This window comes from Halogeometricum sp. S1BR25-6, from assembly GCF_031624495.1.
GTDB lineage: Archaea > Halobacteriota > Halobacteria > Halobacteriales > Haloferacaceae > Halogeometricum > Halogeometricum salsisoli.
On sequence record NZ_JAMQOP010000001.1, the window covers coordinates 1,472,793 to 1,490,762 of the forward strand.

The window sequence follows — 17,970 nt, forward strand, 5'->3', positions numbered from 1 at the left end:
TCGACGGCCGCCGCCGAATCGCCGTCGTCGCACGTTTTATAAGTCGCCTCCGACTATCACGCACTATGCCCCAGTGCGAAATGTGCGGCAAGGAGCGACCGTCGCTCACGACGGTCAAAGTCGAAGGGGCCGAACTCGAACTCTGTGACGACTGTTCGCAGTTCGGAACCGAGGTCCGCACCGAGTCGAGTTCCTCCGGCTCGACGAAGTACTCAACGTCGAGTTCGTCGGGGTCGTCCTCGTCGTCCGACTCGTCGGGTTCCGGGTCCTCGGGCGGCGGCGGTGGCTCCTCCCAGCGCCGGCGCGACATGTTCGACGACATGGACGAGATAGCGGGCGACTACGACGACCGCATCCGCGACGCCCGCGAGGAGCGCGGCATGAGCCAAGAGGACCTCGCGAACTCGCTCAACGAGAAGGCGAGCCTCATCCGCAAACTCGAACGCGCCGACATCCTCCCGCCGGACAACGTCCGGAAGAAACTGGAGCGGAAGCTCGAAATCTCGCTCGTGGAGGGCGGCGACGACGAGGAGAACGAGTGGTCCGGCGGGTCGTCGACGACGACCACCCTCGGCGACGTGGTAAAGCGGAAGGACTGACTGCTCGGCTCGCTTCTCGATTTACTCTTCCGTGAGAAACCGCGCGCGAACCTCCAGCGACAGGTCCGCGACGATGCCGATAGTCACCGACGCTCCCTCCAGCAGCGACGACGCCTCGGTGTACGAGAGCGGTTCCGCGCGGTCGGCGCCGGGCGCGTTTTCGCTTCCGCTTCCGCTTCTACTTCCACTTTCGTCTCCGTCGGGGTCGGCGGCGAACCGGAACGGCTCTGGGTCGATGCGGTCGCCCGACACCGTCGGCCGGTGGCGGAGGACCCCCTCGTCGGTGCGAAGGTAGAGCACGTCCGCCGCCGCCTCCAGCGCCGCCAGCCAGTCGTCGGGGGTGACCGAGTCGGCGTCGCGCCACCCGGCGACGGCCTCGACCACGGGCTGAAGCGCGCCCACGCGTTCGGTGTCCGACTCGTCTTCGAGGTGTCGCTGGAGGGTCTCGGCCACCGTCGCGGGGTCGCCGGCGACCGGCCCCGAGTCGTCCGGGTCGTCCATGCGGGACCCCTCGCGCTCCGCCCCCAAAAGAGAGCGGGATGCTGAACCTATTTTGCACCTCGGCGTTTACTCTCTCACGTGTTCATCCTCGTCAACCTCAAGGCGTACCCGTGCGACCCCGTCGAAGTAGCGACCGCGGCCCGCGACGTGGCCGAGGACTCGGACGTCCGCATCGCCGTCTCGCCGCAGGCGGCGGACCTGCGCCGCGTCGCCGACACCGGCGTCGAGACGTGGGCCCAGCACGTCGACCCGAACGACTACGGCAGTCACACCGGCAGCACCCTCGCCGAGGCCGTCGCGGAGGCGGGCGCCGAAGGAACGCTCGTCAACCACTCGGAGAAGCGCATGAAACTCGCCGACATCGACGGCTCCGTCCGGGCCGCCGAGCGGGCCGGACTGGAGACGTGCGTCTGCGCGAACAACCCGGCGCAGATCGGCGCCGTCGCGGCCCTCGGCCCCGACTCGGTCGCCGTCGAACCGCCGGAACTCATCGGCGGCGACGACTCCGTCGCCTCGGCCGACCCCGACATCGTCCGCGACGCCGTCGAAGCGGCCGCGAACGTCGACGAGGACGTCGAAGTGTTCTGCGGCGCCGGCATCTCCACCGGCGACGACGTCGAGGCGGCCGGCGACCTGGGCGCGACGGGCATCCTCCTCGCCTCGGGCGTCGCCAAGGCCGACGACCCGCGCGCGGCGCTGGAGAATCTCGTCGAACCGCTGTAAGCCGTCAGAAAGCGCAGAAAACAGAGAAAACAGAGGCGACTCAGTCGTCCGCTTCCGCCGTCTCGCCGTCCTCGATTCGCTCCGTATCGGGCACGAACGCCGACTCGACGGCCGAGACGACCGCCGACAGTTCCGCCTCGTCGAGACGGTCCGCGAACGTCTCGCGGACGAGTTCGGGGACGGCGTAGGCGTAACGCCCGCGGCCGACGTGTTCGACGAACCCGGCGCGCCGGAGCGGTCCGTTTCGGCTGTAGGCCAACTGCTTGTCGCCGACCTCGCCCGCGGCGACGTGCGCGTCCACGGGGTCGCGGGCGTCCGACTCCCGGTAGACGGCGAGCATCCGGCGGGACGCCTCCGGCAGTCCCGCGAGCACGCCCGTCAGTCGCTCAACCACGTCCTCGCGGCCCGTGAGACCCTCGACGCCGCTGTGGGCGCGTTCGGGAGCGACAGAGGACTCGTCGGCCGCCGTGTGGCCGTCGACGCCGGCGTCGGCGCCGACGAACGCGTCCGCGTCCAGACCGGGATAGGCGCCCGCGGCGGCCGACGTCACCGCCTCCTCCTCCGCGTCGTCGTCAGCGGCGGTCGTCTCCGAGTTCTCCGGGTTCGCTTCCGCCCCCGCCTCCGCCTCGGACCCGTTCTCGACGGCACCGGTCGCACTCTCGTCGGCCGTCGTCGCGCCGTCCACCGCTGCGCCGTTCTCGACCGTCTCGTCGCGCGACGCCTCGTACTCGGCCAGCGCGGACTGCTGCTCTTCGGGGCGTCCGAGGTTCCGACCCTGTCCGCCGCGGTAGGGCGACTCCGCCTTCCGGAACATCGCCTGCGCGAACTGGTCGGCCATCCGCGAGAGGTCGCGGGCCTCCTCCAGTTCGCGCTCCAAGTCGCGTATCCGCGCCTCCTTGCGTTCTAACTGCTGGCGCAGGTCGGCTATCTCCGACTCGCGGCGCGCCTTCTCGTCGGAGATTCCCTGTAACTCCGAGACCAAGTCGCCGTCGACGGACTTCAGGTCGGGGCGCTCGAAGTCGTCGAGGCCGGGCGTCGCGCCCGCGTCGAACGTGTTCTTCTTTCTGAACTGCACCCGTCGGATGGATTCGGACCAGTCGGTGACGAGGAACGCCTCGCCGTTGGCCATGTCCTCGATGGCGTCGGCGTACTCGCTCCCCAGAATGCGGCCGACGACCTTCGTGTCGTTGTTCCACGTCAGGCGGTGCCAGCAGAGCCAATCGCACTGGGTGATGAAGTCCTTCTTCACGTCGGCGGGTCGCTGGGAGATGCCTACGATGCCGAGGCCGTGTTTCCGACCCCGCTTGCCGATTTTGATGAGCATCTTGCCCGCCTCGTCCATCCCGCCACCCTCGGGGATGTACTCGTGGCACTCCTCGACCAGCATGAGAAACGGCTTCTTCAGTTTCTTCTCCTTGGCGAAGAGGTTCTTGGCCACCTCGGTGAGCAGTTTCTGCGCGTCGCTCTCGTCGAGGTAGCCCGACACGTCGAGGATGATGGGGATGTTCTGCTCTAAGGCGAGGTGTGCGAGTTTCTCCGCGTGTTCGGGGCTGACTTGGATGTCGCACTCGTCGTCAGCGCCCGCGTGCAGGAGTTCGAACTGCTCTTTCAACCCGTAGTACTCGCCGTCGGTGTCGACGATGAGGACCGGAAAGTTGTTCGACAGCAGTTTCTCGATGACCACCGACGCGGTGTTGGATTTGCCGGACCCCGACTTGCCGGTGATGAACCCCCGGCCGGTCAGGATGTCGACCACCGGCAGTTCCACCGGCGACCCCGGGTCCGCGTCCGCGTCTCCCCCCGCGCCGTCGCGCACGTCCGCGACGGTAATCGTCTCGGTTTCCTCGCTCATCTACCGATTCGTCCGCGCGCGTCCTCATAGTTCCTCCCCTCGCGTCCGTCGCGCGTCGGACGCGGGACGTCGTGCGGTACGGCGGAGTCCGGTGAAGAGCGGACGCTCAATCGAAGTCGCCGAGGGAGACCTGTCCGTCCGTCGCGTCTCCTCGCTCGCCGTCGCTCTCGGCGCTCTCCGCGCCCGCCGGTGCCTCGTCGGCTTCGTCCGTCGATACCGTCGCGTCCGACCCCTCCCAGCCGTCCAGTCGGGACTGGTCGGCGTCGGCAAAGGAGAGGTTCGAGACGCGGACGCCCACCTTCCGGGCCGCGTCGCCGTCGAACTCTGCGAGGAGGTCCAGCGCCACCTCGCGCACGAGGTCGGGGTCGTCGACCGGACCTGACAGCGACCGCGCCCGCGTGTTCACGTCGTAGGGCGGGACGACGACCTTGATGCCGATGGTTCGGTACATCGCACCGCGGCGCCGCGCGCGGTCGGCCACGTCCGCGGCGAGGCCGGTGACGACGTCCGCCTTCTCGTCGGCGTCGTCGGTCGCCTCGGCGAACGCCGACTCCCGCGAGAGGCTCTTCGGCCGCCCTGTGGGCGTCACCTCCCGGTCGTCGACGCCGCGCGCCCGGTCGTGGAGTTCGCGGCCGCGCGACCCGAACCGCGCTTCCAATCGGTCGGGGTCCGCGGCCGCGAGGTCGCCCGCCGTTTCGATTCCCATCTCGCCCATCTCCCGCGCCGTCACGGGGCCGACGCCGTGCACCTCGGTGACGGAGAGGGGGGCGAGAAAGTCGCGGACCGACCCCGGCGGGACGACGACCAGTCCGTCCGGCTTGTCGTGGTCGGAGGCCACCTTCGCGGCCGACATGTTGGGGGCGACGCCGACGCTGGCCGGGACGCCCACCTCGCGGGCGATGCGCTGTTTGAGGTGGCGGCCGACGCCCTCCGCGAGCGTTCGCTCTCTGTCGCTTCCGTCGTCGACGGTCCGCCACGCCGTGCTGTCGGTCACGTCGAGGTACGCCTCGTCGATGCTCACCTCGCGCACCACGTCGGCGCAGTCGTGCAGAATCTCGCGCACCTCCTCGGCGACGGACTGGTAGTACTCGATGTCGACGGGACGGTAGCGGCCGCCGGGTTCGTCGCCCGACGCTTCGATGGGCGGGAGGCGTTCGAGGGCTTGCGAGATGGGTTGGGCGCTCTCGACGCCGAACTCGCGCGCCTCGTAACTCGCGGTGGCGACGGCGCCGAACGACTCGCCGTCCTCGTAGCCCATGCCGACGACGAGGGGTTCCCCGCGGAGGGAGGGTTCGCGCAGGCGCTCGCAGGAGGCGTAAAAGCAGTCCATGTCGACGTGGAGGACGACGCGCGCGTCGGTGCGGTCCTCGCGCGCCACGCCGGGGAGCGTCTCGCCCGCCATGAGAGACAGTGCGCTCTCCGGACTCGTTAGTGTTCGCAAAGCGGGGCGAAACTGAACGTGGCCGCTCGTCTCGACGGGGAGGCGAGCGACGCCGACGCCGGCGCTGACGCTTGTGGGTACGACGGAGACGGGAGCGGAAACGGAAGGACGCGGTCGGCCCCGGAGAACGCGGCCGCCCTCACTTCAGCCGTTCTTGGAGGAACGACGGATGCGCGGCGGTGACGCCGTCGATGGAGAGTATCTGTTCGGCGATGACGTCGCCGAGGGCGTCGCCGTCGGCGGCGCGCACCTCGGCCATCAGCATGTGGTCGCCCGACGAGGAGTACAGCGACTCCACGTCCTCTAGCGCTTTCAGCGCGCGCGTCGCTTCGACGTAGCGCTCGGAGGCGATGTCGATGCCGACGAACGCGATGGACTGCCCGGAGAGTTTCTTCGGGTCCACGTCGGCCGAGTAGCCGACGATGACGCCGTCGGACTCCAGTTTCTGGATATACTTGCGGACCGTCGGCTTCGAGACGTCCGCCCGTTCCGCGATTTCCGCGTAGGACGCCTGCGCGTCCTGTTCGAGGACGGCGAGGATGCGTCCCTCCGTAGAGGTTGCTTCCATAGCTAACTGTTTTGCTTCACTGAAAAAATATCTTCCGAATCGGAAAACGAAGTCGGCGGCCGGTTCGGACCCCGAGAACGGCGTCGTCGGGGCCGTTACTTGTGCTTGTCGAGGAACATGTCGTACGAGCGCTCCCACTCGTAGTCCTCGTCGAAGTAGCGCTCCGCGAGGGGTTCCTCGGGCATCTCGCCGATGTTCTGCTTCTCCTGCTGGTAGGACGGACGGTCCTCGTCGTGGTAGTACCGGCCGGTGAGGACGGTACCCTCGTTGAGGGCGTTCTCCGTCTCGTACATCAGGTCGGAGGCGGACTTACGGTCGGAGACGTCGATCTCGTAGTCCTCCGAGTCGTTGACGTCGATGTAGGGGACGTACTGCTTGGCGTCCTTGTTCCACGTCGGACACTGCGTCAGGAAGTCGACGTGGCTGAACCCGTCGTGCTCGATGGCCTCGACGATGATGTCCTTCGCCTGGTTGGGGTTGACGGCGGCGGTGCGGGCGACGTACGACGCGCCCGCGTTGAGGGACATCGACAGCGGCCGAAGCGGCTGCTTGGCCGAGCCGTGAGGCTGGGTCTTCGATTTGTGACCCATCGGCGACGTCGGGGACGTCTGCCCCTTCGTCAGGCCGAAAATCTCGTTGTTGAACACGATGTAGGTCATGTCGTGGTTCTCGCGGGCGGAGTGCATGAAGTGGTTTCCGCCGATACCGTAGCCGTCGCCGTCGCCGCCGGCGGCGACGACCGTCAGGCCGGGGTTCGCGAGTTTCGCGGCGCGCGCGATGGGGAGCGAGCGCCCGTGGATGGTGTGGAAGCCGTAGGAGTCGAAGTAGCTGTTCAGCTTACCCGAGCAGCCGATGCCCGTGACGAGGAGCATCTCCTCGGGGGACAGGCCGAGTTCCGCCGCGGCGCCTTTCAGGGCCTTAAGGACCCCGAAGTCGCCACAGCCGGGACACCAGGTGGGCTGGGGTTCGAGTCCGGGTGTGTACTCGTTTCGGTCTCGTTCGACGTTCTCGCCGATTGCGTTGAATGCGCTCATTGGTTAGTCACTCGCTGCGGGGACGAATTTGGTCTCGTGGGTGGGAAGCTCCTCACCCTCGACGATGCTCGTGACGAAGCCTTCGGTTATCTCTTCGGGTTCGAACGGGTTGCCGTTGTACTTGAGCAGACTGGAGAGTTTCTCGCCGTACTTGCCGATCTCCTTCTGCGTGAGACCACGGAACTGCGCCGAGGCGTTCATCTCGACGACGAGACACTCGTCGACGCTCTCTAAGAACTCGGACACCTGTTCGACCGGGTACGGCGCCATCTCGGAGACGCCGAGCGCCTTCACGGAGTGGCCGTCGTCGTTGAGACGGTCGACGGCCTCCTCGACGGTCCCCTGCTGGGAACCGAACGTCATGATGCCGTACTCGGCCTCGTCGGGGCCGTAGTGCGTGTTGTTCGGCACGTCACCCTCGTCGAGTTCCGCACGGATGGCCTCGAGTTTCTCCATGCGACGGTTCACTTGGAAGACGCGGTTGTCCGGGTCCTCTGCGATGTGACCGGCGGGCATGTGCTCGTTACCGGTCGCGAGGTAGCGGCCGCCCTTCTGACCGGGGATGGACCGCTTGCTGACGCCCTTTTCGCCTTCGTGCTGGAAGCGGTTGTACTTCCCGGAGGGGTCGTGCGGCGCGTCCGCGAGTTCCTCCTCGGAGATGACCGAACCGATGTCGCCGTTCGGTTCCTCGTCGAAGACGCTGGCCGGGACGTTCCGCAGTTCCCCGCCGTTCTTCTGGTCGTAGAGGACGATGGACGGAATCTGGTACTCGTAGGCGATCTGGAACGCCTTTCGCGTCTGGTGGTACGCCTCGGCCGCGTCCGAGGGCGCGAAGACGACGCGGTGGGAGTCGCCCTGCGAGGTGTACAGGACGTGTTCGAGGTCGCCCTGTTCGGGCTTCGTCGGCATGCCCGTCGAGGGGCCGGCGCGCATGGCTTCGACGAGGACAACCGGCGTCTCGGTCATCTCGGCGAGGCCGAGCGGTTCGGACATCAGCGCGAACCCGCCGCCGGACGAACCGGACATCGCCTTCGTGCCGGCGTGGGAGGCGCCGATGGCCAGCGCCGCCGCCGCGATTTCGTCCTCGACCTGCTCGGAGATGCCGCCGACCTCGGGCAGGTTCTGGGACATGATGGTGAACACTTCGGTCCACGGGGTCATCGGGTAGCCCGCGATGAACCGACAGCCCTCGTCGAGTGCGCCGTAGGCGATGGCGTCGGAACCGGAGAGCAGCACCTGCTCCTCGTCGTGTTCGCCCTCGGGTACCGAGATGTCCGGAGCGTCGACGTCGTACTCCTCTTGGACCATCTCGTAGGCCGCTTCGAGGATTTCGAGGTTGGGGTCGAGAATCTTCTCGGGCATCGCATCGCGCATGAGGTTCTCGATCCACTCGGTGTCGATGCCGGCGATGGCGCACGTGACGCCGACGCCGGCCGTGTTGCGCATGACTTCGCGACCGTGCTCGCGCGCCATCGTGCGCAGGTCGATGTCGTAGACGTGCCAGCCGTTCTCCTCGACGCGTTCGTCGAAGTCCTCGATTTCGGAGGTGTCGAGCAGCCCGGAGTCGTAGACGATGACCCCGCCCTCGCGAAGTTCGTCGAGGTTCTCCGACAGCGGCTTGACCTCCTCGTTACCGTAGTACGCGTTCTCCTGCGGGTTCCGAGCGAACGAGTCGCCCAGCGCGAGCAGGAAGTTGTAACCGTCCCCGCGGGACTTGACGGGGTCGGCGGAGGCGCGAATCTCCGTGTACGTGTGGCCGCCGCGGATCCGCGACGGGTAGTGACGGTGTGTGAATACGTGAAGCCCCGAACGCATCAGGGCCTTCGCGAAGTTTTGGCTCGTCGAGGCGATACCGTCCCCAGAACCGCCTGCGATTCGCCAGATAAGTTCATCGTCAGTCATATCTTCCACTCAGGCCCGCGAGGGCCACTACTGGATAATTTCGAGAGGAGGCGATTAAAGCCTTTGCTATGCATTAACAAGGAAAGATGATGTAAGACCTAATATTCATAGTACGCTCCGCGAAAATCCCGGATTTGTGGACAGTCGACCAGTTTCGGCGTCAGGCCGACGCGGGAACCGCCTCTCCGTCCGCCCCTCGAAACGGCGTTACTCGTTGTCGGGGCTGCTCGGGTGGTAGTCGGTGTCGTACTCGCCCGGGTTCGCGTCCATCCGGTCGGGGTTGACGCGCCCGCCGAGGAGCATGAAGTCCACGATAGTGAGATACAGCATCGCCTCGACGACGGGGACGGCCCGCGGCGGGAGCACCGGGTCGTGCCGGCCGACGACCTGGATATCCTTCTCCTCGCCCGTCTCCCAGTCCACCGTCTTCTGCTCTTTGGGAATGGAGGTGGGCGCGTGCCACGTCACCTCGCCGAATATCGGCTGCCCCGTCGTGATGCCGCCCTGGATGCCGCCGTGTTTGTTGCCGACGGGCGTCGGATCGCCGTCCTCGTCGAACTCCCAGTCCTCGTTTCTGTCCTTGCCGGTCCACTCGCGCGCCTCGCGGCCGAGGCCGAACTCGAACCCCGTCGTCGCGGGGATGGCCATCATCGCCTGCCCGAGGCGGGCGGAGAAGGAGTCGAACCGCGGTGCGCCGAGGCCGTGGGGGACGCCGCGCGTCTCGAAGTAGACGGACCCGCCGATGGAGTCGCCCTCCTCCTGGTACGTCTCTATCTTCTCCAGCATCTCCGCGGCCGTCTCGGGGTGCGCACAGCGCACCTCGTTCTCCTCGGTGTGTTCGACCATCTCCTCGAACGTCACCGGCGGCGCCTCCACGTCGCCGATCTGGTTCACGTGGGCTTTGACCTCCACGCCCTCTTCTTCGAGAATCTTCTTGGCCACCGCGCCGGCGGCCACCCAGTTCACCGTCTCGCGCGCGGAGGACCGCCCGCCGCCGCCCCAGTTGCGCGTGCCGAACTTCGCGGAGTAGGTGAAGTCGCCGTGACTCGGTCGCGGCGCCGTCACGTACGGTTCGTACTTGCCCGACCGGGCGTCCTTGTTCTCGATGACCATCCCGATGGGCGTGCCCGTCGTGTAGCCGTCCTGCGTCCCCGAGTTGATGACGACGGCGTCGGGTTCGCCTCTGGACGTCGTTATCATCGACTGGCCGGGCTTTCGCCGGTCGAGTTCCTTCTGCACGTCGTCCTCGTCGAGTTCGAGGCCGGCCGGACACCCCGAGACGGTGACGCCCATCGCGTCGCCGTGGCTCTCGCCGTAGGTCGTCACCTGGAAGAGTCGGCCGAAGCGGTTGCCGTTCATTACCCGTCGCTCTGTGACGCGGGCATTTAGGCTTTGTAGAAAGGCGCAAACGCGGCGGTCGATTCGGCGGGAAGTCTTCCCCCGCCGCTTCCCTCCCGGGGTCGCGGCGTCGTTCGGCGAATCGTCCGAGTCGGGAGGCCGGGTGCCGACCCTCGACGACCGCCGACCTACGGGAGCGTTCCGTCGGCCGCGTAGCAGTTGAATCGGAGGCGCACGGTCGCGCGCACGTCGTCGTCGTCCGGGCCGATCAAGGCGACCGTGTACTCGCCGTGAACCGGGGGGCGACCGAGCGGGACCGCGTACAGTTCGCCCTCCTCGGGCGAGAATATCGAGTAGTCGTCGGGGTCGAGTTCGCTCATGTCGCGGTTGTCCGACAGCGGAATGGTGGTGACGAGGTCGTCGTCGCGGTTTCGTACCGTGACCGCGCGACCGGCACCCTCGGCCGCGGCTTCCTCGGAGACCAACACCCCGAGAGCGACTTGCTCGTCGCCCTCTATCGGGGCGACCCGACGGAGGTGTTGAGAGCCGCCTCCGAGGCCCTCGCTGGAACAGTGAGCGACGTTCTCCGTTCCGAGACAGCCGGCGACGAGACCCGAGCCGCCGGCAACTCCGCCGAGAAACGCGCGCCTGGAAAGCATACTCGTTAGTGTCAGCTCACATCAGAATAGCGTTGCGGGTGTCGTGGCGCGTCTCCTCCCGCCGAGAGTATAACTCGTCCGGGATTCTCGTACCACCGATGCTCTTCACCGAGACGCTCCGCGACCGACTCGAAGCGACGTTCTGGGCGCGCCACGCCAACCCGTGGAGCGCCGGAACGCGCTTTCTCGCGCTTCCGTTGCTGATGACCGCCGTCTATCGCCGCGACCGGCGACTTCTCCTCGCGACGCTCGCGTTCACGCTCGTCAACCCGGTGTTGTTCCCGCCGCCGGCGCGGACTGACTCGTACCTGAGTCGCGTCGTCCTCGCCGAACGCGAGTGGCTGAGCGAGGATAGGGGAACGACGGGAACGGACTACCCGAACGTGCTTAACCTACTCAACGCCGCCGCGACGCTGTACGCCCTCGTCTCGGCCCTGCGGCGCCGTCGGGCTGGGACGGTTCTCGGGACGCTCTGCGCGATGGGGTTCAAGCTCTGGTGGGTCGACGCCGTCGTCCGCGAGACGGGCGTGACCGGCGAGGGACCCACCGGGCCGGCGGCGTCGAGTGCGGAATCGAGCGCCGAGTAGCGCCTACTCGTCGCGCCGGACCGACGCTCCCAGCGACTCCATCGTCTCGAAGAAGTTCGGGAAGGACACGTCGACGTGTTCGGCGCCGGTCACCGTCGTCTCGCCGTCGGCGACGAGGCCGGCCAGCGCCAGCGCCATCACGATGCGGTGGTCGTGCCGCCCGTCGACCGTCGCGCCCGTCAGGTCCGTCTCGCCGCCGTGAATCGTCAGCGAGTCCGTCTCCTCGGTGACGGAGGCGCCCATCGCCTCCAACTCCTCGGCCATCGCGCGCACGCGGTCGGTCTCCTTGTACCGGACGTGCTCGCAGTTTTCTATGGCGGTGTCGCCGTCGGCGACGGCGCCGAGGACGGCGATGGTCGGCAGGAGGTCCGGCGTGTCGCCCACGTCCACCGTCGTCCCGGAGAGGTCGGCGTTCGAGACGGTGAGTTCGCCCGCGTCGCGGTCCCACTCGACGTCCGAACCCATCTCGCGGACGACGTCCACGATGGCGGCGTCGCCCTGCGCGCTGGGTCGGGCGCCCTCGACGACGACGGACTCCCCCTCAGCGCCGGCCATCGCACCCGCCGCGAGGAGATAGGAGATGGAGGAGAAGTCGCCGGGCACCTCGTACTCGCCGTCGGCGGGGTCGTAGGACTGCCCGCCGTCGACGGAGAAACCCGATTCGGTCTTCTCGGCGTCGACGCCGTAGTCGGCTAAGAGTTCCAGCGTGATGTCGACGTACGGCGCCGACTTCAACTCAGTCTCCAGTTCGACGTCGATTCCCTCCTCGGTGACGGCGCCGGCCATCAGGAGCGCGGAGATGTACTGCGAGGAGACGTCGCCCGGAATCGACACCGCACCGCCGGCCATGCCGCCGCCGAGGACGAGGGGGGCTTGCCCGTTCCCGCGGGTAGACTCGCCGCGGGCGCCCAACGACTCGACGGCGCCGAGCAGCGGTCCCTGCGGGCGCGAGCGGAGCGAGTCGTCGCCGGTGAGGACGGTCAGTCCGTCGCCGAGGGCGGCGCAGGCCGTCACGAGGCGCATCGTCGTCCCCGAATTCTCGCAGTTCACCACGTCGTCGGGCGTCTCGGGTCGGCCGCCGAACCCGGAGACGGCGAGCGACGACTCGTCGTCGGCCAACTCCGTCTCGCCGCCGGAGGCGTCCACGAACCGCATCGTCGCCTTCGTGTCGGCGCTGACGAGGGGGTTTCGGACCGTCGCCTCGGCGCCGTACCCCGCGGCGAGAATCGCCCGGTGGGTGTAGCTCTTCGACGGCGGGGCGCGCGCGCGTCCCTCGACGCGAGACGGCGAGATGGTGACGTCCATGCCTTCCGATGGCGCGGGGGTCCGTATGAGGGTACCGGAGGCGGCGAGGATTCCCCGCCCTCCCGGTGCGTCCGGCGGTCGGACCTCGCCCGCCCGCGCCGTTCCGCGACGCGTGCCCTTATGAACCGCCACGTCGAAGCCGGGTCCATGGACCCGGACCTCTCGTCGCTCGACGCCCTCCTCGGCGAGGAGGACGCCGACGGCTACCTCGTCGACGACACGAGCCACAACTCCACGCAGCAGTACCTCTCGGGGTTCGAGGCGCACGACCCGTTCGTGACGCTGTACACCCCCGAAGAGACGGTGCTTCTCGTCTCCACGCTGGAGTTCGGCCGCGCGAAAAAGCAGAGCCGCGCCGACGAGGTGCGCCGCCTCGCCGAGTACGATTACCGCGACGTCGTCGCCGAACACGGCCCCGCCGAGGCGAAGGCGCGCGTCCACGCCGCCTTCCTCGACGACTACGGCGTCTCGTCGGTGCTGACGCCCGAGCGGTTCCCCCTCGGCCCCGCCGACGGCCTCCGCGACCGCGAGGTGTCCGTGACGCCCGACCACAGCGACCGGGTGACCGAGATTCGCGCGACGAAGACCGACGAGGAGGTGGAACACGTCCGCGCGGCCCAGGAAGCCAACGAGGCGTCGATGCGCGCCGCGGAGGACCTCATCGCCGACGCCGGCGTCGAGGACGGACGTCTCGTCCACGACGGCGAACCGCTGACGAGCGAACGCGTCAAAGAGGAGATAGAGGTGACGCTGCTCCGTCACGGCTGCGGACTGGACGACACCATCGTCGCCTGCGGCGCCGACGCCGCCGACCCGCACGACCAGGGGAGCGGTCCGCTCCGCGCCGACGAGCCGATAATCGTCGACATCTTCCCGCGGTCGAAGACGACCGGCTACCACGCCGACATGACGCGGACGTTCCTGAAGGGCGACCCGTCCGAGACGCTACTCGAGTGGTACGACCTGACGCACGAGGCGTTGGAGGCGGCGTTCGACGCCGTCGAACCCGGCGTCACTGGCGCGGACGTCCACGACGTGGTCTGCGACGTCTACGAGGGGGTCGGTCACGACACCCTCCGGTCGAACTCGATGGCCGAGACGGGGTTCATCCACTCGACGGGCCACGGCGTCGGCCTCGACGTGCACGAACTCCCGAGTCTGTCGCCGTCCGGCGAGGAACTGAAGCCAGGTCACGTCATCACGGTCGAACCGGGGCTGTACGACCCGTCGGTCGGCGGCGTCCGCATCGAGGACATCGCGGTGGTGACAGAGGGCGGCTACGAGAACCTCACATCCTACCCGGTGGAGCTAGTCGTCTGAAGGAAAAAGGAAAAAGGAGAAGGGAGAAGGGAGAAGGGCAGAGAGGAGACGGCGCTCGGGGTCAGCCGCCGGAGGACTCTTCGACCGCCTCGCCGGCCGCCTGCGACCACTGACTCTGTGCGCTCTCGTACTCCGAGAGGAGCGATTCGAGAGCTTCGGCCGTCGTGGAGTTGAGGACGCCCGCCGCCTGTCTGACCACCTCGCCGTCCTCGACGAGGAAGGCGTAGATGGTCTGTTCGCCGAGGATGCCGAGTCGGCGCCGGAAGGCCTGTTTGTCGACCGGAACGAACACCGTGTTGTCGGCCAGCTTTCGGCGCGCGCTCTCCGGCGACAGTCCGCCCATCACCGACGGAGGGAGCATTCCGCTGCGACCGCCCGTGACGAACAGTTCGTAGTAGTCGAAGTGGTCGTACTCCTCGCGGAGTTCGTTGGCGAGTCCGCGCCAGGAGTCGACGAGCGTCTGCTGTCGGTTGTGGAAGCTGAGAACGACGAGCGTCTGCTCTCCCTCGAAGTCGACGGGGAGATGGACTCGTCGACCGTCGCTGGTTCGCCCGGGGACCGAGGGGAATTTCATCATTGAGAACACTCACTCGGACCAGTATAAACCTGCGCAATTATCAAATCTAGAGAACTAGTCAGACGCCCGCAAGCCCCCGCATATCCGGCGTGTTCCGGAGGACGGACGATTGAGACGTCCTAGCGTAAACTCGGCGGCAGTTCCGAAACGTCGGTTCGAGACTCGTCTCTCGTCGACGACAGTCTCCGCTCCGCGCCGGTCGCGTCTCGGCGACGTCACATAAAGATTCGGCCCCGAAACTCAAACTCGATACTCGAATCCAGACTCAGTCGGGACGCTCGTACTCGGGGTCGAACAGGTGCGCCGACATCGGTCCGGGGGAGGACCCCTCCACGACGTTGTAGCGGTCGAACTCCTCGACGCCCGCCTCCCGCAGGAGTTCCTCGTCGTAGAACGCGTTGCCCGTGCACTCGGCGGGGTCGCGGCGTAGAATCTCGGTGACGGCGTCGCAGACGATCTGCGGCGTCCGCCAGTCCTCGGGCGACCCCATACCGAAGTGACGCGTCGCCTCGGATTCGATGGCCGAGACGGGCCACAAACTGTTCACGCCGATCTCCTTTCCCGAGAGTTCCCCGGCCAACGACTGCATCACGACGGTCATCCCGTACTTCGAGACGGCGTAGGCGGCCATCCCCGGCCGCGCGGGGTTCGCCATCGGCGGCGAGAACGCGAGGACGTGCGCGCGGTCGCTCTCTTTCAGGTGCGGCAGGGCCGCCTGCGTCGTGACGTACGTCCCGCGGACGTTCACGCCGGCCAGGAGGTCGAACCGCTTCGGCGGCGTCTCCTCGAACGGCGCCATGTGGATGGCGCCCGCGTTGTTGATCAGGATGTCCAGACCGCCGAACTCCTCGGCGGTGTCGGCTATCGCCGCCTCGACGGACTCCTCGTCGCGCACGTCCAACTCCTTCCAGATGGACTCGCCGCCGCGTTCGCGTATCTCCTCGGTCGTCTGCCGTATCGTCCCCGGGAGTTCGTCCCTCGGTTCGACGGTCTTTCCGGTCGAGACCACCTTGACCCCCTTCTCGGCGAGTTCGAGGGCCAACGCCTTCCCGATTCCGCGACTCGTCCCCGTGATAAACGCTACACGTCCGTCGAGTTTACTCCCGGCCATGGCTCTCCTACCGCGGCCGAGTACTTCACGTTTCCTCACGGAGTCGGCCGGAACCGCGAGTTCGACGGCCGGGGAGCGACGCGGCGCCCCTGCGGCCGCGCGCACCGCCGCGTCACCGAACCCCTTTTGACCGCCCCGGCGCGTAGTCGGCGGCGATGGAGGTACTGGTCGTCGGCGCGGGCGAGATGGGTCGGTGGGCGGGCGCAACGCTCGCTCCCGAGTTCGACGTGGCGTACGCGGACCGCGACCCCGCGGCTGCGCGCGCCGCCGCGGCGACGACCCCCGACGCCCGACCCGTCGCGCTCGACGGGTCGGAGACGTTCGACGCCGTCTGCCTCGCGGTGCCCATCTCGGCCGCCGCGGACGCCGTCGCCGACCACGCGCCGCGCGCCGACCGCGCGGTGTTCGACGTGACGGGCGTGATGGCCGCCCCCGTCGCGGCGATGCGCGAGTCGGCATCGGAGCGAGAGCGACTCAGTCTTCACCCCCTCTTCGCCGCGGCGAACGCCCCCGGAAACGTCGCCGCCGTCCGCGATGCTCCCGGTCCCGTCACGGACCGCGTCTGCGACGCCCTCGCCGCGGCCGGTAACCGCGTCTTCGAGACGACGCCCGAAGAGCACGACGAGGCGATGGAGACCGTACAGGCGGGGGCGCACGCCGCCGTCCTCGCCTACGCGCTGGCGGCCGAGGACGTGCGCGAGGAGTTCGCGACGCCGGTTTCGGAGGCGCTCTCGGCCCTCGCGGAGACGGTGACCGGCGGCAATCCGCGCGTCTACCGGGAGATTCAGGAGTCGTTCCCGGGCGCGGACCGCGTCGCCGACGCCGCCGCCGAACTCGCCGCGGCGGACGCGGAGACGTTCGAGCGACTGTACCGGGAGGCGAACGCGACGAACGAACGCGCGAGTGCGGACGCGGACGCGAGCGACGACGGGACCGAGGAGAGCGACCCACCATGATAGATAGAGACGCCGTGCGGTCGAACGCGAAGTACCTACGGAACGTCCGACCCGTCGACCCCGAGGAGATATGCGAGTACATCGAGGGGACGCCCCACCCCGCCGTCGTGCGCGAAACGCTTCGAGAGGAGGCGTTCGACCTCGGCATGGTCGAACGCGACGACGGAACGTTCGTCCCCGTCGACGACGACCCGGCGCCGTATCGAGAGTGGGCGCCGACCGAGTTCCCCGAGGCGCACGCCTTCCGGTTCGAGGACCTCCTCGTCGAACGCCACGGGGTCAACTGGCACCGCGGCGAGTCGGGCGACCGACTCCGCGAGGCGATTCGCCGCCTCAAGGAGGATTACTACTACCAGAACGACGTCGAGTACGACGCCGACGCCGCCCTCGGCTACGGCATCTACCACCTGCCCGACTACTACGCGGCGGTGGGCTACGTCCTCGACGACCTGACGGAGAACGGCCTCCTCCCGCGGACGCTCCGCGTCCTCGACGTGGGCGCGGGCGCCGGCGGCCCCGCCCTCGGCCTGCACGACTACCTGCCCGAGGACTCCCTCGTCGAATACCACGCCGTCGAACCCTCCGCCGCGGCCGACGTGCTCGAACAGATGCTGGAGGAGACGCGGTCGAACTTCGGGACCGAGGTTCACCGCGAGACGGCCGAGGCGTTCGACCCCGCTTCGGTACTGCCCGAGGACGAGGGGTTCGACCTCGTGCTGTTCGCCAATGTGCTCTCGGAACTCGACGACGCCGTCGCCGTCGCGGAGCGCTACCTGGATTTCGTCGCCGACGACGGGTCGTTCGTCGGCCTCGCGCCGGCGGACCTGAACACCAGCACGCACCTCCGCGAGGTGGAACGCGCCCTCGCGCCCGCCGACGGCGGCGCGACCGTCTACGCCCCTGCGCTCCGCCTGTGGCCCGGTCACGCCCCCTCCGACCGCGGGTGGTCGTTCGAGGCGGGCGCGGACGTCGCCGCGCCGGCGTTCCAGCGCCGACTCGACGAGGCGGGCGAGGAGACGGAGGGGCGGACGCCGGGCGACGGCACCTTCGCGAACGAGACGGTGCAGTTCTCCGCGACGATACTCCGCCGCGACGGAGAACGGCGCGTCGACGTGACCGCCGACGGGGACCGATACGCCAAGATGGCCGAGATGGAGCAGCACGTCACGAACCGCATCGACCTCCTCGCGGTGAAACTCAGCGGCGACCTCTCGGCGGGCGAGGGGTCGAATCCGCTGTTCAAGGTCGGCGACGGCAGCGAGGCCGTCGAGCACTACGCCGTCCTGACCAAACGGGACGCCCTGAACGAGGCGGTCGCCCGCGCGGGCTACGGCGACGTGCTCGCCTTCGAGAACGCCCTCTGTCTCTGGAACGGCGACGAGGGGGCGTACAACCTCGTCGTCGACGCGGAGACGGTGGTCGACCGGGTGGCCTAAGCGCGTCTCTCGCCCGAACCGAATCCCCGACGAGCGGTAGACATTTGCGTGGTCCGCCGAA

17 protein-coding genes are annotated in these 17,970 nt (G+C 68.1%); 6 read left to right on the forward strand and 11 right to left on the reverse strand.

Annotated features, from left to right (window positions below; all coding sequences use genetic code 11):
* The first annotated feature begins 65 nt into the window (after positions 1–65).
* Positions 66–599, forward strand: a complete 534-nt coding sequence (locus tag NDI76_RS07735; protein ID WP_310923423.1) for a multiprotein bridging factor aMBF1 — start codon at positions 66–68, stop codon at positions 597–599.
* Positions 600–620: 21 nt separating this feature from the next.
* On the opposite strand, the gene NDI76_RS07740 is transcribed toward NDI76_RS07735, so the two are convergent.
* On the reverse strand, positions 621–1,100 hold the full coding sequence (locus tag NDI76_RS07740) for a hypothetical protein (RefSeq protein WP_310923424.1): 480 nt from the start codon (positions 1,098–1,100) through the stop codon (positions 621–623).
* Positions 1,101–1,178: 78 nt separating this feature from the next.
* Between NDI76_RS07740 and tpiA the strand changes: the two genes are divergently transcribed.
* A complete protein-coding gene (tpiA, locus tag NDI76_RS07745; RefSeq protein ID WP_310923425.1) occupies positions 1,179–1,823 on the forward strand; it encodes a triose-phosphate isomerase in 645 nt (214 codons plus the stop codon).
* A gap of 40 nt (positions 1,824–1,863) precedes the next feature.
* Here tpiA and NDI76_RS07750 read toward each other — a convergent pair whose 3' ends face one another.
* The 7 genes from NDI76_RS07750 to NDI76_RS07780 all read right to left on the reverse strand — a co-directional run bounded on the left by NDI76_RS07750 (position 1,864) and on the right by NDI76_RS07780 (position 10,617).
* Complete coding sequence (locus tag NDI76_RS07750) at positions 1,864–3,675, reverse strand: ATP-binding protein (RefSeq protein ID WP_310923426.1); 1,812 nt, start codon at positions 3,673–3,675, stop codon at positions 1,864–1,866.
* Positions 3,676–3,781: 106 nt separating this feature from the next.
* Positions 3,782–5,077, reverse strand: coding sequence for a DNA polymerase IV (gene dinB / locus NDI76_RS07755; protein ID WP_310923427.1), 1,296 nt, complete (start codon positions 5,075–5,077; stop codon positions 3,782–3,784).
* 178 nt (positions 5,078–5,255) lie between these two features.
* Positions 5,256–5,684, reverse strand: a complete 429-nt coding sequence (lrpA1, locus tag NDI76_RS07760; protein ID WP_310923428.1) for an HTH-type transcriptional regulator LrpA1 — start codon at positions 5,682–5,684, stop codon at positions 5,256–5,258.
* A gap of 95 nt (positions 5,685–5,779) precedes the next feature.
* Positions 5,780–6,718 (reverse strand): thiamine pyrophosphate-dependent enzyme, encoded by a 939-nt coding sequence (locus NDI76_RS07765; protein WP_310923429.1) that lies wholly within the window; start codon positions 6,716–6,718, stop codon positions 5,780–5,782.
* Between the two features lie 3 nt (positions 6,719–6,721).
* Entirely contained in the window at positions 6,722–8,620 is a 1,899-nt protein-coding gene (locus tag NDI76_RS07770) for a 2-oxoacid:acceptor oxidoreductase subunit alpha (protein WP_310923430.1), read from the reverse strand.
* A gap of 207 nt (positions 8,621–8,827) precedes the next feature.
* On the reverse strand, positions 8,828–9,979 hold the full coding sequence (aroC, locus tag NDI76_RS07775; RefSeq protein WP_310923431.1) for a chorismate synthase: 1,152 nt from the start codon (positions 9,977–9,979) through the stop codon (positions 8,828–8,830).
* A 167-nt stretch (positions 9,980–10,146) separates the two neighbouring features.
* A complete protein-coding gene (locus NDI76_RS07780; protein WP_310923432.1) occupies positions 10,147–10,617 on the reverse strand; it encodes a hypothetical protein in 471 nt (156 codons plus the stop codon).
* Positions 10,618–10,715: 98 nt separating this feature from the next.
* Between NDI76_RS07780 and NDI76_RS07785 the strand changes: the two genes are divergently transcribed.
* Positions 10,716–11,204, forward strand: a complete 489-nt coding sequence (locus NDI76_RS07785; protein ID WP_310923433.1) for a DUF6653 family protein — start codon at positions 10,716–10,718, stop codon at positions 11,202–11,204.
* A gap of 3 nt (positions 11,205–11,207) precedes the next feature.
* On the opposite strand, the gene aroA is transcribed toward NDI76_RS07785, so the two are convergent.
* Complete coding sequence (aroA, locus tag NDI76_RS07790) at positions 11,208–12,509, reverse strand: 3-phosphoshikimate 1-carboxyvinyltransferase (RefSeq protein WP_310923434.1); 1,302 nt, start codon at positions 12,507–12,509, stop codon at positions 11,208–11,210.
* 147 nt (positions 12,510–12,656) lie between these two features.
* Here aroA and NDI76_RS07795 point away from each other — a divergent pair, with 147 nt between their 5' ends.
* Entirely contained in the window at positions 12,657–13,829 is a 1,173-nt protein-coding gene (locus NDI76_RS07795; protein ID WP_310923435.1) for a M24 family metallopeptidase, read from the forward strand.
* Between the two features lie 61 nt (positions 13,830–13,890).
* Here the strand turns inward: NDI76_RS07795 and NDI76_RS07800 are convergent, their stop codons facing one another.
* Positions 13,891–14,403: a hypothetical protein gene (locus NDI76_RS07800; RefSeq protein WP_310923436.1), complete on the reverse strand. Its 513-nt coding sequence runs from the start codon at positions 14,401–14,403 to the stop codon at positions 13,891–13,893.
* A gap of 268 nt (positions 14,404–14,671) precedes the next feature.
* A complete protein-coding gene (locus NDI76_RS07805; protein WP_310923437.1) occupies positions 14,672–15,517 on the reverse strand; it encodes an SDR family oxidoreductase in 846 nt (281 codons plus the stop codon).
* A 155-nt stretch (positions 15,518–15,672) separates the two neighbouring features.
* On the opposite strand from NDI76_RS07805, the gene NDI76_RS07810 reads away from it, so the two are divergent.
* Both NDI76_RS07810 and NDI76_RS07815 read left to right on the forward strand, forming a co-directional pair.
* Positions 15,673–16,473, forward strand: a complete 801-nt coding sequence (locus NDI76_RS07810) for a prephenate dehydrogenase/arogenate dehydrogenase family protein (protein ID WP_310923438.1) — start codon at positions 15,673–15,675, stop codon at positions 16,471–16,473.
* Positions 16,470–17,909, forward strand: a complete 1,440-nt coding sequence (locus tag NDI76_RS07815; RefSeq protein ID WP_310923439.1) for a small ribosomal subunit Rsm22 family protein — start codon at positions 16,470–16,472, stop codon at positions 17,907–17,909. Before NDI76_RS07810 ends, NDI76_RS07815 begins: the two co-directional genes overlap by 4 nt.
* The last annotated feature ends 61 nt before the right edge of the window (positions 17,910–17,970 follow it).

Bases quoted from the DNA above. Each gene is read 5' to 3' on its own strand.
- NDI76_RS07735 (WP_310923423.1), top strand. From the start codon at position 66: ATGCCCCAGTGCGAAATGTGCGGCAAGGAGCGACCGTCGCTCACGACG.
- NDI76_RS07740 (WP_310923424.1), bottom strand. From the start codon at position 1,100: ATGGACGACCCGGACGACTCGGGGCCGGTCGCCGGCGACCCCGCGACG.
- NDI76_RS07750 (WP_310923426.1), bottom strand. From the start codon at position 3,675: ATGAGCGAGGAAACCGAGACGATTACCGTCGCGGACGTGCGCGACGGC.
- dinB (WP_310923427.1), bottom strand. From the start codon at position 5,077: ATGGCGGGCGAGACGCTCCCCGGCGTGGCGCGCGAGGACCGCACCGAC.
- lrpA1 (WP_310923428.1), bottom strand. From the start codon at position 5,684: ATGGAAGCAACCTCTACGGAGGGACGCATCCTCGCCGTCCTCGAACAG.
- NDI76_RS07765 (WP_310923429.1), bottom strand. From the start codon at position 6,718: ATGAGCGCATTCAACGCAATCGGCGAGAACGTCGAACGAGACCGAAAC.
- NDI76_RS07770 (WP_310923430.1), bottom strand. From the start codon at position 8,620: ATGACTGACGATGAACTTATCTGGCGAATCGCAGGCGGTTCTGGGGAC.
- aroC (WP_310923431.1), bottom strand. From the start codon at position 9,979: ATGAACGGCAACCGCTTCGGCCGACTCTTCCAGGTGACGACCTACGGC.
- NDI76_RS07780 (WP_310923432.1), bottom strand. From the start codon at position 10,617: ATGCTTTCCAGGCGCGCGTTTCTCGGCGGAGTTGCCGGCGGCTCGGGT.
- NDI76_RS07785 (WP_310923433.1), top strand. From the start codon at position 10,716: ATGCTCTTCACCGAGACGCTCCGCGACCGACTCGAAGCGACGTTCTGG.
- aroA (WP_310923434.1), bottom strand. From the start codon at position 12,509: ATGGACGTCACCATCTCGCCGTCTCGCGTCGAGGGACGCGCGCGCGCC.
- NDI76_RS07795 (WP_310923435.1), top strand. From the start codon at position 12,657: ATGGACCCGGACCTCTCGTCGCTCGACGCCCTCCTCGGCGAGGAGGAC.
- NDI76_RS07800 (WP_310923436.1), bottom strand. From the start codon at position 14,403: ATGAAATTCCCCTCGGTCCCCGGGCGAACCAGCGACGGTCGACGAGTC.
- NDI76_RS07805 (WP_310923437.1), bottom strand. From the start codon at position 15,517: ATGGCCGGGAGTAAACTCGACGGACGTGTAGCGTTTATCACGGGGACG.
- NDI76_RS07810 (WP_310923438.1), top strand. From the start codon at position 15,673: ATGGAGGTACTGGTCGTCGGCGCGGGCGAGATGGGTCGGTGGGCGGGC.
- NDI76_RS07815 (WP_310923439.1), top strand. From the start codon at position 16,470: ATGATAGATAGAGACGCCGTGCGGTCGAACGCGAAGTACCTACGGAAC.